This is a genomic window from Microbulbifer sp. MKSA007, from assembly GCA_032615215.1.
GTDB lineage: Bacteria > Pseudomonadota > Gammaproteobacteria > Pseudomonadales > Cellvibrionaceae > Microbulbifer.
This window is the reverse complement of sequence record CP128433.1, coordinates 1,461,170-1,475,491: the sequence shown is the minus strand read 5'-3', so window position 1 is coordinate 1,475,491 and position 14,322 is coordinate 1,461,170. Positions and strand designations below refer to the sequence as shown.

Below are 14,322 nucleotides of genomic sequence, written 5' to 3'. Positions count from 1 at the left end.
ATTATCGGCTCTTGAAAATAAAGATTTAGTTTTTATGGACCTGGATTTCGATCGCAAACATATTTGGCACCCCTACTCCTCCCTGATCGACCCGCCGCCGGTATACCCTGTAGCGCGGGCCGAAGGGGTACGTATTTACCTGGAAGACGGGCGCGGCCTGATCGACGGTATGTCCTCCTGGTGGAGCGCCCTGCACGGCTACAATGTGCCCGAGCTAAACCAGGCCATGCGCGAGCAGATGGACAAAATGTCCCATGTGATGTTCGGGGGATTGACTCACGAACCGGCGATCGAGCTGTGCAAGAAATTAGTGGAAATCACTCCAGCTGGCCTCAACCGGGTATTTCTTGCTGACTCCGGTTCAGTGTCTGTGGAAGTGGCTATCAAGATGGCCGTCCAATACTGGCACTCCCATGGCAAGCCCGAAAAGAACCGCCTGCTGGCCCTGCGCAACGGTTACCACGGTGATACTTTCGGGGCCATGGCCACCTGTGACCCAGTCACCGGAATGCATCATTTGTTTGCTGAGCATCTGAACCAGCACCAGTTTGCACCCGCTCCGCAAACACCATTTGGTAGTACCTGTAGTGACAGTGATATCGCCGAGCTGCGCCAGCAAGTGGAAGAGAATCGCGATCAACTGGCCGCGATTATTTTAGAGCCCATCGTCCAGGGCGCTGGCGGCATGCGTTTTTATTCTGCCGATTATTTGCGCCGGGTGCGCGAACTCTGCAACGAGCACGACGTACTGCTGATCGCCGATGAAATCGCCACCGGCTTTGGCCGCAGCGGCAAAATGTTCGCCTGTGAGCACGCCGATATCACCCCCGATATCCTCACCCTGGGCAAAGCCCTCACCGGCGGCACCATGACCCTGGCCGCCACCCTTTGTACCGATAAAGTGGCCGAAGGTATTTGCCGAGGCGAAGCCGGTGTCTTTATGCACGGCCCCACTTTTATGGGTAACCCCCTGGCTTGTGCCGTCGCCGATGCCAGTATTCAACTGCTACTCAGCGGACCCTGGCAGGAACGAGTAACCGCAATCGGGCAACAGCTGACCGAACAGCTAGCCTCATTAAAATCCGCACCGGGTGTCGCCGATGTTCGAGCCCTTGGAGCGATTGGCGTGGTGGAAATGCGCGAGCCGGTAAATACAGCCAAAGTGCAGGAAGCTTTAATCGAACGCGGAGTTTGGCTGCGCCCCTTCGGCAAGCTGGTCTACGCCATGCCGCCCTATGTGATTTCTAAACAAGACCTTAGCCAATTAACTTCGGCGATGGTTGATGTACTGGGAGAGATTTCCTAGCCTCCGTACCAATTAATTTGTGAGGCCGGTCTCAATAATCCCGAACTAACCGACTCATCCTATAAATAACCCTCTCTTTGCTACCGCGAAGAGAGGGGTAACAGATCAAATTCCATAACACGGGGGCGCCTCTTCCGGACTAAAAACCTCCGTTGCCCCTCCCCTGTGCATTCTTTCCAGATTCAATTTTCTTATTCCTTACAAATTTCGATCAGCTTGATAGCAATTTTTACGCGAAGTGTTTTGAGCACCTAAAAATTCCTGTATCATGAATGTTAATGATAGTTATCCTCATTTACGATAGCGATCAAAGTGGTCAAAATGATCACTGAAAAATATTAGGCATTCACCTCGCCCGATCAATGCCTTATCAACCCTTAGCGTTTGGGCGTTAGAGAGGAAAAATGAGAACTTTAATTGCGTTACTTTTTGCTGTTACTTTTGCTACCACTGCTCAAGCTAGCCCCGCATCAGACGAAAAGCCCATCCAGCATCTCAAAGTAGCGGACGTTACTTCTATGAAGGATGCCAAGAAGATTTTCATTGAGAAAACAGCAGAAATTAAAAGCAAGCAAAAGCTGAATCCTGCTGAACTTCACCAGATTCATGTCATCACCTACACCCTCGAAAAAAGTGTTGAGTATTTCGCTGAGAACCTGAAAGGCGAAAGACAGAAGCTGGCAAAAGACATCGCCGTTGTTGTGGAGAACATCCACATTAATTCCGAAAACAACCGCCCAGAAAAAACCCGCAAGGATCTGAATCACTACTTTAAATTAGCAGAAAAGTTTGAAGCTGGATTTAAGCATAAACATCACTAATAAAGAGCATTCCCGAGCTGAACCAGCGACCCTATTCGCTGCGATTGGCTCGACTGAAAGCGCTAACTAACAGTAGTTAGCGCTTTCATAGCAACACCACCCCGCCACGATCTCCATCAACCTCTCAACGATTCCCACTGCCCAGATTTCCTTCCTGTCTGATCCGCACATAAATCTCCTCGCGGTGTACGGGCAGAGATTTTGGAGCAATTATTCCTATCTTTACCTGATTGCCCTTAACTTCTAATACTGTGATTGAGACATTCGCTCCAATCCATAAGTTTTCGCCTGTACGGCGCTTTAAGATCAACATATTTTTTTCCTACTGATATTCAAACCATAGGTAGACCTTCCACAATTGGAAGTTCGAATAGAAATGTTTTGAGTAACTGCGAGGTGGTGCACGAGAACGGTAGGCATAGAAAAAGAAAAGGCAGACGCAACGCCCCCAGGGCTTGAAGAATCTCTCCAAGCCGCTGATTGTGCTCCACTTTATTGAAGACGAGCGGGTTTCTAGCGTACTATGCATATAGCCATCTTGATAGGGTCTTTATCAATTTGGTTAGCTGGCCCCAGGTGTTCCAGCACCTTGGGTCAGCGCCTTTTACTTATTCTTACTTCACGCTACCGTTCTCCTTTTAAGGGGTGGTCTTTAGAAAATTCTTGGGTTCTTGATTCTCTCGATAATCTTGAACCGAACTGCTTTGATTATTGGCTTTAGGTGGACTCTTAATCGCGGCCAAAATACCAATAAATATCTATCGATTTTACGTGGCTTTGACACTAAAACAATCCTAATAAAATCTAATAAGATTATTTTTGTGCCTATATTTTTTGTTGCTCACGCATTGAAAATTTCGGTTGCATATAAAAATGGCCGTTTAGATTAATATACCCACCGCTCCCACGCTGGAGTTCAGACAACAATAGATCATCAATGCTTCGACTTAATACGTACTCCATATATCTACAGAAAAGATCTCTCCATAGACCAAAGTCACTTGCAGAATATTACTGCGAGATTTAGGAGCCTCTGAGGAATCCAGTGATGCCTCAACTTACAGAGTGGTTTCAATAAGAGCGTAGCTTCAAAGGAATGACTAGACCTTAGAGGAAATCTCAACACGGTGCATGAATCGTTATGGAAGCCCTCAGGCCAATCCTTGAAGGCCACATCTGCTGCGTTGCAACGCTTGCAAAGGGCTACGTCCATTCGCGGCGAACTGCGCCTAACATCTTTAGCCTTCAAGATCCACAGAGATATAACAGAGTGATTCAGAGGCACCCTGGATACCTTAACCACTCCCCAACTAATACCAGCCCGTAAAAGTTAGCGAGTGCTAGCTTAGGGGTTTGCGATCGTATTGACAGTGATATTGGAGAAAAAAAGTAAACCCAAAAAAAATCATAAAATCAATGGGTTACGGACTAGCGTTAAAATTAGGATAGAGGTCAAAGTGATCGCTTTTCTAGTTTGCACGGACGTATCAGGATGCCTTAAGTCTATGGTTTTAAATAAAGATTTAGGCTTTAGCGTAGAAATTGATTCTGAGATAACAATCAGGATAATAGTGGTCAGACTGATTACTATATAGCTGTTAGGCGCTCCTCATATCAACACCAATATGGAATCAATATGATAGAAGTGAAAGCTTCCGTAAGTGATATAGATATAATGGTACAAAAGTGGGGTGATATTCTTGTCCCTATTTATACAGAAAAACCTCACCATAATGGAGTTGCCCAGCTCCTTGGAACTGGCTTCATTGTTCAGGAAAGGAGTGAGTTTTTTCTTGTTACCGCTCTTCATGTTGTAAAAGAGCATGCAGAAGAATTATTAATTGTTAACATAAATAGTCATTCTATACCACTAAACAAGATGCCTTTTGCTATATCTGAAGAAGATGATTTAGCTGTCAGTCATTTAGGCATTGACTGGCTTAGTAATAATGGCATTGAGAAGATTAAAGCCTTACCAATTGATAACAATAGGACTGAATCAGAATCAACAGGGATAAACTTTTTAATTGGTTTCCCTGGAAAGAAGAATATTATCAATCCAAGACTCAACAAGATTAAAAAATATATTCAAGGAACAAGCTTTACTGCTCCAGTAAAAAATCATCAATCCAAACCTCATATACGAAACCCTCTTGTATTTCATTTCAGTAAGAAAAATGCTGTAGATAGCGACAATAAGAAAGTAACCCCCCCAGCTTTAGCGGTAATAGCGGTGGTCCAGTTCTTGAGCTTGTAGGTATAGATTCAGAAAACGAGCTTCGATTTGCGTGCCGTTTATCAGGTATATTCGTTGGGTGGCATGAGCGTGAAAAAGAAATTATATCTATAAAAAGTAGCACTCTGCGAAATTTCATACACTCTAAATACTGGGAATAAATTCTGCGCCTAACAAGCCCATCCAAGCACCGCCTACGGCGGCGCTTGATGGGAGCGTTACATCTTCCTAAGTGCGCACACTTGCTGCCCCATATTGAATAATTATGATCAAGGATTTACATGATGGATACTAAGTACACTCGAGGTTCAGAGTGGCGTAAATGGGATCTTCATATCCATACTCCAGCATCTTTCCACTGGGAGGGACGTAAATTTAATTCTGCCCCTAACTCACCTGAAAACACTGAACTAGTTGATGAAATGATCCATGCATTAAATGCTGCTGAACCAGCAGTTTTCGCTATCATGGATTATTGGACTTTCGACGGGTGGTTCGCACTAAAACGTCGTTTAGGACAAGCAGGAGCCCCGAAACTGGAAAAAACAGTTTTTCCCGGTATTGAGTTACGGTTGGTCGCTCCTATGGATGGTAGGCTCAACGCTCATGTATTGTTCTCAAATGATATTGATGATCAAGTTCTGCATGATTTTCGTACAGCATTGAATGTCGCGCTGATTGACCGGCCACTATCTGACTATTCATTGAAACACCTTGCTCGCCAAGTTGGTGAGGATCTGTTACGTAAAAAAGGCTTCAAGAAATCCGATGTGGATAGCAGTGATGAGACTGCGTTACTAGCTGGTTCAACTGTCGCAGAAGTAACATGCGAAAGCTACAAGCAGGCAATTCGAAGTGTGCCTGACGGACTGGCTCTTGGGTTTATGCCATTTAATACCAACGATGGATTGGCAGATGTAAAGTGGCAAGAACACTACGCTTATGTGCTCAGGTTATTCGATGCTTCACCAATTTTTGAAACTAGGACTCCAGCTTTATGGGCTGCTTTTGCGGGGGTCGAGACAGACGAAAATAGAAATTGGATAGGTGATTTTCAATATGCTTTAGGAAACATACCTAGACTCGCAGTATCAGGAAGTGATGCACATAGGTTCACAGGTGAACCTGGGAATAATAATCGACGCGGCTACGGTGACTACCCTTCAGGTAAAGCTACATGGCTCAAAGCAAACCCAACCTTTGAAGGGCTCAAACAAGCAATTAAAGAACCAGCTAAACGCTCATTCATTGGTTCAGCACCACCGAAATATTTGTTGGTTAAAGAAAACCGAAGCCTATTTATTGATAAGCTGGAAGTTCTAAAGGATAGTGATTCGGTACTTGCTAATTCATGGCTTGATAAAACCGAACTGTCTCTAAATCACGACATGGTTGCAATTATCGGCAATAAAGGCAGTGGTAAAAGTGCGTTGGCAGATATAACTGCGCTACTTGGAAACTCTAAGCAAAACCACCACTTTTCATTCTTGAAAGAAAATCGCTTCAGAGGAAAAACAGGTGAGCCAGCCAAAAGCTTCAATGCAAAAATTACTTGGGTTGATGAACAAGAACTAGTTAAAAACCTCAACGAAAATCCAGCAACCGAAAATGTTGAGCTTGTTAAATATATCCCTCAGGGCCATTTCGAAGAACTATGTAATACCCATGTGTCAGGTAAGTCAAATGCCTTTGAAAACGAACTAAGGTCTGTAATCTTCTCTCATGCCGATCACTCAATTCGTTTGGGCGCCTATGACTTCGATCAACTTATTGAACAACAAGAGAGCTCTTTGAGGAGCAATCTAGAAAGCTTGCGTAGTGAATTGCACAAAATTAACTGGCAGATAGCGTCAGTTGAGCATCAGATGACCGTCGAAGTGCGTAAAGGGATAGAAGGGCAGCTAATCCAAAAGAAGAGATTGTTTGAAGAACACATAAAAACTCGGCCACCTGAAGTTTCTGAGCCAACAGATGAGTTATCCCCCGAGCAACAAAAGGCTACAGAAAAACTAGTTTCTATTTCTGCAGAGCTAGAAGACTTGAAAAATAAGCGGGAAGCGAATCAAGAAGAGCTCACAAACCTTGCTGCTAAACGAAAGGCTTGCAGAAGCATCAAGGAAGGACTTGAGGTTGTTAATCGAGCGGTTCAACAGTTTACCTCTGAGTTTGGCGCTGATGTTAAGTTGTTGGATTTAGAAATTGGTAATCTCATTAAAATCGAAATTGACAACAACTCAATCTCCGATATCGAAGAAGCGACCTCTGCTCGCGACACTGAGCTGAAGGCTAGCAGCCAGCAGCTGGACCTCGATGAGAAATATCTTACAGAGCAAAAATCCCCGTTAAATGCTCAATTAAATGCTCCGCATCAGGTATACCAAAAATATTTAGATCAGCTCAAATTATGGGAAGAGAGGAAAGCTGAGCTAGAGGGCACTAAAGAATCACCCGATACTCTTGAAGGCCTGAAATATAGAAAGGAACAGCTTGAGCAACTGCCTAGCCGAAGGGGGGAGTTAATTGGTCAAAGACGAGTACTAGCAGGTAAAATTTTTGATATTTTGGAAGAGCAAAGAAAAACACGTGAAACGCTATTTGAACCTATTCAGTCACTTATTCAGAACAATGCGCTAATACGTGATGAGTATAAACTGCAGTTTAGCGCTGAGTTGAGTACGACCATAGATCAAGTTTCATCGAAGCTCTTTTCTATTATAAAGCAAGCATCCGGTGAGTTTAGGGGAGAATCGGAGAGCTTGTCTGTAATTAAAGACTTGATTGACAGACATGATTTTAACGATAAAGAGTCAGTACTTTCATTCTTAGAAGAATTACATTCTAAACTTGAAGGAGCCTCAAAGAATGAAGTTGGTATTGCATCTATTTTACGTAAAGATCGAGATGCACATGAAGTATATAATTTCATTTTTAGCCTTGAGTATCTTGAACCAAGGTATACTTTGATGTTTCAAGATGCGCAAATTGAGCAACTTTCCCCTGGTCAGCGGGGAGCATTGCTTCTCATCTTCTACCTGCTTGTAGATAAAGGCAATAGTCCTATAATTCTAGATCAACCAGAAGAAAATTTAGATAACGAAACAATTGTTAGCTTGCTTGTTCCGGTGTTATCTGAGGCAAAACAAAAACGACAGATAATTATGGTAACCCACAACCCAAACCTTGCGGTCGTATGCGATGCTGAGCAAATAATTCACTGCGAATTTGATCGAACAAACGGCCATAAGATCACATATACACCAGGAGCTATTGAATGCAATATGATCAACAACAAGGTTGTTGACGTGCTCGAAGGAACGATGCCTGCATTTGATAACAGAAGGATTAAGTACCACTAAGTACATGTAGATCGGGTAGCCGGTAGTTTCTAGCTACCGGCCCCCACACCACCCATCGTGCGGGTCCGCAATGGGCGGTTCCTATCCGTATTGAATCTCTACCCAACGATAGTGTCGAGCAGATCTTCATTTGAGTTGAGTGTCATGGCAGTGCGCTACATCAACTTTAACCGACTGGAAACATATCAGTAGGCTAGCCCTGTCTTTCAACTCGTGGATTTAGGTTCAGGCCTTCACCCTGTCCAAGGTATTAATCTTGGCATTTGGCTACTATTCCGTCTGCTGACTTCTGCTTAATCACCCTACTCATTACTGAGCGGAGCGCTGCTGTGTTCCACCATTTTCTTCTATCCCCGCGATGGTGGCTAGCCGGAACAATAGGACACCCACAGATTGAAAGATAACACCGGAAATAGCACAGGCTTTCCAGCTTGACTGGCCATTTCTCCTGGTCTGGTGTAGGGCAAGGTGAAATTTTAGAAATTATGCTTGAGGTTTGAAAATTGCGTGATTTTGGCCAAACCAGAAGGAATAGTATCGAAAGGTTAGGAGGAAATTAGTGGGGCGCTGCAGATAGGAAACGCTGGCAGTCGCCTATGCCATGTACCCAGCGTTTATTGAGCCGAATACAGGCCTGCCGTACGGCCTCTGCTGATCCCACCAGGCCTTTAAAGCGGCTTTCAAAGTTCCGATTAAGATAGAGCCAGTGTTTTGCTGAGATTCCCAACCGCTCAAGGATAGGGGGCGCGTTTTGAGAAATGGCACCGCTCTTTTTGGGGTCTAAATGCCGGCCACTCCAGTCTACTAACGCCAAATAGTGATCCAATTGAAAGGACAACCCTTTCGGCATATTAAGGCGCTCGCCGCCCACAAACGGTAGTAGCTCTTTAGGCTGCTCACCTGAGATCACAGCGCGAATACGCTGCTGAATGGACGTGTGATCGGAGTCCTCCGGGGTCTTTGCAATATCGGCACGGATAGGATTGAGATCGACATAGGCCATGCAGGCCGCCAAAGCTCTCTCATCCAATAGCGCCTGAGACTTGAAACGGCCCTCCCAGAAGCGGCCAGTACAGCGGTCTTCTGCATTGGCTTGGCGAGCAATAGATTCGTTTAGGCAGCGCATAAACCAACTAATATCCATTAATCGCTCTCGCCACAGCTCGATCAGCTCTTTAAGCTTGTTCTTTTCACTGCAATCCAGAGAGGCACCCTGAATAAAGCGCTGAGCCAAATTAGAAGCTTTAAATAGCTCCTGCCAGCGGAGAATGACCTCAGTATCAGACCAAGTTTTGGCTGTTTTAGCATCAATATAGAGCACCACATGGTAGTGATTATTCATTACCGCATAGGCAGCGATATCCAGCGCAAAGGTAGCAGCTAGCTTTTGCATCCCAGTCTCAATCCACTGGCGCCGGTGTTCATAATCCCTCCCCAATTGATCATCTCTTCCACAAAGGAACGCCCTGCGTACACAGCGGGAGACGCAGTGATAGTACGGAGTCGCATCAAATGAGATCTGTGAGCGGCGAGGCTGAGTCATCGGGTATGGATTTAACTGTTTTAATATCCAGTACTTTTATTGTGATTTCCGTATTGTGTCAATAGCTGTGACGCCTTAAGCTCTACCTTTTATGGGTGTCCAGAAACCGGCCTGATTTATGGGCATCGAATGTCTGTTGTCGAGCCAGTATTTAAGAGCATTGGTACCAACAAGCGATTGAATCGCTTTTCGCTACGAGGAAAAAGTAAGGTTCAAGGACAATGGAAGATGTTCTGCTTGGTACATAACATTGAAAAGTTGATGAGACATGGCAGTATCCACTGATTGAGTATAAATTAAGGGCATCAAGACGCCTAAATTTAATACAATGAATGAAATTTGGTGGTATAGATAAAATTTGGCCGAAATTTCAATTGGAGGAGTCTGGGAAATAGCAGCTTTTTATAAAACTGTTTTTCTAAAGCCTCGTTATGAGAAGTAAAACAACAATGGAGTTACTATGAAAGCACTTTTAGTTCCTATTGCAATACTATTTCCATTAAATGGAAATGCCTTCGAGATAAATGGAATTGAATTTCCAGATGGGATACGTTCATTCGCAGACCGTGTCGTTGAATATACTCCAGGGGAAAATGTCTCCTCACCTTATACAAACTCCGTGAACATTAAAGGTGTTCCTGATTATGTATCTGGTGGTGATCCAGAATACTTGTCTTTAGGCGATGAAGGTGAGGTTATCGTACAATTTACAAACAATGCGCTTACATCCTCGGGGGACGACTCAAATGATCTATGGATTTTCGAGATAGGAAGCAAACTTGAACCTACAGATGTATATATAAGTAAATATGGTATTGACTGGGTATCCGTGGGCTCGACATCTGGTGGAACTGGTGGCATAGATATTGATGCATTCGTCAATAATGGTGTCGAATTAGGAGCAAGCTATTCATTCGTTAAAATCGTAGATCAACTCCCAACTCAAAGTGGATCTCCATGGGCAGGTGCAGATATTGATGCCGTTGGTGCAATATCATCTGTTGAAGGAGGATGCGGTAATCAAGAAGAACTCGCTCCAGCTACATATGACAAGAATACCGGAATGCTGAGTATCCCGAGTGTATTAGTAGATGGTAAATGTTACGAACTAGAGTTAAATGGGAGCTCGGGATTAGACATCTATGAAAATGAAACATATCTGAGGTCATCTTTATCTGAGAAATAAATCTCATAAATCGGGTAGCCGGTAGTTTCTAGCTACCGGCCCCCACACCACCCATCGTGCGGGTCCGCAATGGGCGGTTCCTATCCGTAATAAATCTCTACCCAACGATAGTGTCGAGCAGATCTTCATTTGAGTTGAGTGTCATGGCAGTGCGCTACATCAACTTTAACCGACTGGAAACATATCAGTAGGATAGCTCTTTCTTTCAACTCGAGGATTTAGGTTCAGGCCTTCACCCTGTCCAAGGTATTAATCTTGGCATTTGGCTACTATGCCGTCTGCTGACTTCTGTTTAATCACCCTACTCATTACTGAGCGGAGCGCTGCTGTGTTCCACCATTTTTTTCTATCACCGCAATGGTGGCTAGCGAGTTGGGCCTATTTGTGAGTCAGCGGCCACGCTGACAGCTTCACAGCGGCAAGTTAAACAGATCTCCCCAGATAAGAACGTGAACTTTCACTACACAACTGCATCATTTACTCTACCCGTTAGATCACATGGCTTCGGTGTCCTTGGCCACCTCGCCTCCAGGCTAAGCCTTATATGATGTTTCTGTCCGTCAGCTCGTAGTTTTGCTAGCGGCTTCCTCCCCACAAAACCTCACGGTATTGCAGTTGCCATTCGCTAGTAGTTAGCATTTAATGGACCCATTAAATGGTGATCCTCCTACAGGGGACTTTCACCCCATTAGTTCACGCTCATGCTGGGCGTACCAGGTAGCAGCAATACGCAGCCTTTGGCTGTCGGACTCAGTACAATGTGCTTCACGGTTGAGGCAAGCATTAGAGTTGATTAAGTAGTTCACATGGAATGTATGTATGGAACAGTTTAAAACCGTAGAGAATTTAAGGGAATATATAAGTAAACTTGGCCCTTTCTATGCACGTCCTACAGAGGCTGGAGCACACCCAACTCTCTATAGAAATAGCAATGATGCATCTATCATTAGTGGCGTTAGAAAACGTGATTATCTTTTCTCACAAGATGAGCGCTGGGTTTTACCACATCCACAAATGGGGCTCTCATTCTCGGCGCATTGGCAGCATTTAAAGCGCATCTATAGAATGAAGAAAAAGGTGACAAAAGGCCTTCCTATTAATGTATTTTGGGTAATTGAAAAAGCAGATATACCGAATGGTTTAGAATTTTCACCTGACCCCAAAGATAAGAAACACTACCTGCTTGTAGTTACTGAAAGAATGAGGGTTGAAGACTTGGTAAGTAAGTTAACTTGGGTTGCTGATCGGATGTCAGTAATTAAAGAGGCTCAAGACGCACTATGATTGAATATAAATACCCAGAAGAACGCGAGATCCTTATTCACTACGCTGAAAAGATGGAGAATGAAACTGCACTAGATATTCTTAAAAAAGGCGTAGTTTCTAATCGAGAGCAGGCATTAGCTCTTTCTCAATTCTATTGGGGAATGATAGACGTTGCTGCTGATGATCAAGGTTCTGGATTCCCTCTGCTGGAGAAAGAAGGAATCGAGCAGTGGATGGAGTATATTTTTCACTCACTGAATGGCTACTTGGTAAGTAATGGCTATGAAGAAGAGTGGGATCAAGAGTAAGGCTCTAAATCGTGTAGCCGGTAGTATCTAGCTATCGGCCCCCACAGTATCCATCGTGCAGGTCCACAATGGGCAGCTCCCTATCTGTAATGAATTTCTACTCAACGATCACTACTGTGTTCAACCACATTTTTTAACCCACGATAGTGGCTAGCGGATTGGGTCTATTTGTGAGTCAGCGGCCACCTGACAGCTTCATAGCAGCAAGCTAAACAGATCTCCCCAGATAAGAACATCAACTTTTACTACACAACTGCATCATTGACCCTACCCGCTTGATCACCCGGCTTCGGTGTCCTTGGCCACCTCGCCTTCAGGCTAAGCCTTATATGATATTTCTGTCCGTCAGCTCGTAGTTTTGCTAGCGGCTTCCTCCCCACAAGACCTCGCGGTATTGCAGTTGCCATTCGCTAGTAGTTAGCATTTAATGAAATCCATTAAACCGTGATCTTCCTGCAGGGGACTTTCACCCCATTAGTTCACGCCCATGCTGGGCGTACCAAGTAAAGCCAAAATCGGCCTTGCGGGCCTGGACTCGCTACGCTCGCCGTTGCTTTAGGCGTTAAGTGTACAAAGGAAATGAAGCTACTCATACTTACAATTGCATCGATTGCACTTACTGGTTGTATTGAACCAATTCTTTTTACAAGTTGTGCCGTAGAAAAGCCATTTACTTCGTTAGTTGAAAAAACGAAGTACTTCGAGGCAAAAATGGTTTTTACCAGCGAGCTAGGTGAGCATGAGGCAAAAACAACCATCCAGTGCAACGTAGTAGATTATCTGTGCCACGCCGGAGAAATGGGGCTTGCAGAGGTCTGGGAAACAGTCCCGACCGAGAGCATCACTTTATCAGCACCGCTCTCAGATAGTGCCACATTTAAAATAGGCACCCCAAACTGTTCTGGGCTAGTAAACTCTAACAACGCATATTTAGCAGGGCGAGAAAGTTATAGCTATTGGCAAAAGCCCAGAATTGAGTCGGCTGCTGAAACAACGAATGTGTCAATTTGGTATCCAGAGCATCGTAAAAAATTTGATGGCTTAGGTATCAAAGGGTTTAAATTAACTGTGGTGCAGGTAGATAGTCCTGCACTTAAATCGGGTAACCGGTAGTTTTAGCTACCGGCCCCCACACCACCCATCGTGCGGGTTCGCAATGGGCGGTTCCTATCCATAATGAATCTCTACCCAACGATAGTGTCGAGCAAAACTTCATTTGAGTTGAGTGTCATGGCAGTGCGCTACATCAACTTTAACCGACTGGAAACATATCAGTAGGCTAGCCCTGTCTTTCAACTCGTGGATTTAGGTTCAGGCCTTCACCCTGTCCAAGGTATTAATCTTGGCATTTGGCTACGATGCCTTCTGCTGACTTCTGTTTAATCACCCTACTCATTACTGAGCGGAGCCCTGCTGTATTCCACCATTTTTTCTATCCCCGCGATGGTGGCTAGCGGGCTGGGCCTATTTATGAGTCAGCGGCCACGCTGACAGCTTCACAGCAGGAAGCTAAACAGATCTCCCCAGATAAGAGCGTGAGCTTTCACTACACAACTGCATCATTTACTCTACCCGTTAGATCACTCGGCTTCGGTGTCCTTGGCCACCTCGCCTCCAGGCTAAGCCTTATATGATGTTTCTGTCCGTCAGCTCGTAGTTTTGCTAGCGGCTTCCTCCCCACAAGACCTCACGGTGTTGCAGTTGCCATTCGCTAGTAGTTAGCATTTAATGGAGTCCATTAAATGGTGATTCTCCTACAGGGGACTTTCACCCCATTAGTTCACACCCATGTTGGGCGTACCAAGTTTAAGCATATGACGGCTACTACGCAGCCGCGCATGCTAAAGGCGTTAGTTGCTATCCATGAATGAGCATACAAATGCAACATACATAGCATCCCTCACCGCCGGAGTGGTCGGCGGGTTCTATCTTGCATTAAATGAACTCATATTCTTCAGGGATGGCTTTTCATTTTTGTTTCCCGGGATGCTGGACATTTTTCTATATGGCCTTTTGGGGCTGTTATGCGCGAGCATCCTTCTATTCCCACTAAAGCCAATCTTCAATAAATACCCACTTTCTTTTTCCTGTATTAGTTTTTTAGCCGCTGGTATAGTAGTTCCGCTGCTATTGCAGCATGGCTTAAATCAAATTCATGCTCATGGCATCGACCCGTACTCACCTGATGAGAAATGGGGCACAATTAGCCGCATGGCCATAATCTGCTCTATTGGGGCCGCTAGCTCTTTTAGCGCTTGGTTCACCTTAAAAAGGGAGCTGCGAGCAAGTAGCAACTAAAT

12 protein-coding genes are annotated in these 14,322 nt (G+C 44.7%); 10 read left to right on the top strand and 2 right to left on the bottom strand.

Features of this window, described 5'->3' with window-relative positions; all coding sequences use genetic code 11:
- Window positions 1-34 precede the first annotated feature (34 nt).
- Both bioA and QT397_09270 read left to right on the top strand, forming a co-directional pair.
- Window positions 35-1,306, top strand: a complete 1,272-nt coding sequence (gene bioA, locus QT397_09275; GenBank protein ID WNZ57510.1) for an adenosylmethionine--8-amino-7-oxononanoate transaminase — start codon at window positions 35-37, stop codon at window positions 1,304-1,306.
- Between the two features lie 404 nt (window positions 1,307-1,710).
- Complete coding sequence (locus QT397_09270) at window positions 1,711-2,127, top strand: hypothetical protein (protein ID WNZ57509.1); 417 nt, start codon at window positions 1,711-1,713, stop codon at window positions 2,125-2,127.
- Between the two features lie 124 nt (window positions 2,128-2,251).
- Here the strand turns inward: QT397_09270 and csrA are convergent, their stop codons facing one another.
- Window positions 2,252-2,440, bottom strand: coding sequence for a carbon storage regulator CsrA (csrA, locus tag QT397_09265; GenBank protein ID WNZ57508.1), 189 nt, complete (start codon window positions 2,438-2,440; stop codon window positions 2,252-2,254).
- Window positions 2,441-3,763: 1,323 nt separating this feature from the next.
- Here csrA and QT397_09260 point away from each other — a divergent pair.
- Both QT397_09260 and QT397_09255 read left to right on the top strand, forming a co-directional pair.
- Window positions 3,764-4,384 (top strand): hypothetical protein, encoded by a 621-nt coding sequence (locus QT397_09260; protein WNZ57507.1) that lies wholly within the window; start codon window positions 3,764-3,766, stop codon window positions 4,382-4,384.
- A 260-nt stretch (window positions 4,385-4,644) separates the two neighbouring features.
- Entirely contained in the window at window positions 4,645-7,719 is a 3,075-nt protein-coding gene (locus QT397_09255) for an AAA family ATPase (protein ID WNZ57506.1), read from the top strand.
- A 556-nt stretch (window positions 7,720-8,275) separates the two neighbouring features.
- On the opposite strand, the gene QT397_09250 is transcribed toward QT397_09255, so the two are convergent.
- On the bottom strand, window positions 8,276-9,262 hold the full coding sequence (locus QT397_09250; protein ID WNZ57505.1) for a transposase: 987 nt from the start codon (window positions 9,260-9,262) through the stop codon (window positions 8,276-8,278).
- Between the two features lie 114 nt (window positions 9,263-9,376).
- Between QT397_09250 and QT397_09245 the strand changes: the two genes are divergently transcribed.
- The 6 genes from QT397_09245 (at window position 9,377) to QT397_09220 (ending at window position 14,320) form a co-directional block, all read left to right on the top strand.
- Complete coding sequence (locus QT397_09245; protein WNZ58529.1) at window positions 9,377-9,547, top strand: transposase; 171 nt, start codon at window positions 9,377-9,379, stop codon at window positions 9,545-9,547.
- A 175-nt stretch (window positions 9,548-9,722) separates the two neighbouring features.
- Window positions 9,723-10,448 (top strand): hypothetical protein, encoded by a 726-nt coding sequence (locus QT397_09240; protein ID WNZ57504.1) that lies wholly within the window; start codon window positions 9,723-9,725, stop codon window positions 10,446-10,448.
- An 819-nt stretch (window positions 10,449-11,267) separates the two neighbouring features.
- The gene (locus tag QT397_09235) at window positions 11,268-11,732 is read left to right on the top strand and encodes a hypothetical protein (protein ID WNZ57503.1); all 465 of its coding nucleotides are present in this window, start codon (window positions 11,268-11,270) and stop codon (window positions 11,730-11,732) included.
- A complete protein-coding gene (locus QT397_09230) occupies window positions 11,729-12,022 on the top strand; it encodes a hypothetical protein (protein ID WNZ57502.1) in 294 nt (97 codons plus the stop codon). Before QT397_09235 ends, QT397_09230 begins: the two co-directional genes overlap by 4 nt.
- Window positions 12,023-12,601: 579 nt before the next feature.
- The gene (locus tag QT397_09225) at window positions 12,602-13,135 is read left to right on the top strand and encodes a hypothetical protein (GenBank protein WNZ57501.1); all 534 of its coding nucleotides are present in this window, start codon (window positions 12,602-12,604) and stop codon (window positions 13,133-13,135) included.
- A 750-nt stretch (window positions 13,136-13,885) separates the two neighbouring features.
- Window positions 13,886-14,320 carry a hypothetical protein gene (locus QT397_09220; protein WNZ57500.1) on the top strand — a complete coding sequence of 145 codons (435 nt, stop codon included), beginning with the start codon at window positions 13,886-13,888 and terminating at the stop codon, window positions 14,318-14,320.
- Window positions 14,321-14,322 lie beyond the last annotated feature (2 nt).

Coding starts and splice junctions, on each gene's coding strand:
- bioA (WNZ57510.1), top strand. CDS start 35: ATGGACCTGGATTTCGATCGCAAACATATTTGGCACCCCTACTCCTCC.
- QT397_09270 (WNZ57509.1), top strand. CDS start 1,711: ATGAGAACTTTAATTGCGTTACTTTTTGCTGTTACTTTTGCTACCACT.
- csrA (WNZ57508.1), bottom strand. CDS start 2,440: ATGTTGATCTTAAAGCGCCGTACAGGCGAAAACTTATGGATTGGAGCG.
- QT397_09260 (WNZ57507.1), top strand. CDS start 3,764: ATGATAGAAGTGAAAGCTTCCGTAAGTGATATAGATATAATGGTACAA.
- QT397_09255 (WNZ57506.1), top strand. CDS start 4,645: ATGATGGATACTAAGTACACTCGAGGTTCAGAGTGGCGTAAATGGGAT.
- QT397_09250 (WNZ57505.1), bottom strand. CDS start 9,262: ATGACTCAGCCTCGCCGCTCACAGATCTCATTTGATGCGACTCCGTAC.
- QT397_09240 (WNZ57504.1), top strand. CDS start 9,723: ATGAAAGCACTTTTAGTTCCTATTGCAATACTATTTCCATTAAATGGA.
- QT397_09235 (WNZ57503.1), top strand. CDS start 11,268: ATGGAACAGTTTAAAACCGTAGAGAATTTAAGGGAATATATAAGTAAA.
- QT397_09230 (WNZ57502.1), top strand. CDS start 11,729: ATGATTGAATATAAATACCCAGAAGAACGCGAGATCCTTATTCACTAC.
- QT397_09225 (WNZ57501.1), top strand. CDS start 12,602: ATGAAGCTACTCATACTTACAATTGCATCGATTGCACTTACTGGTTGT.
- QT397_09220 (WNZ57500.1), top strand. CDS start 13,886: ATGAATGAGCATACAAATGCAACATACATAGCATCCCTCACCGCCGGA.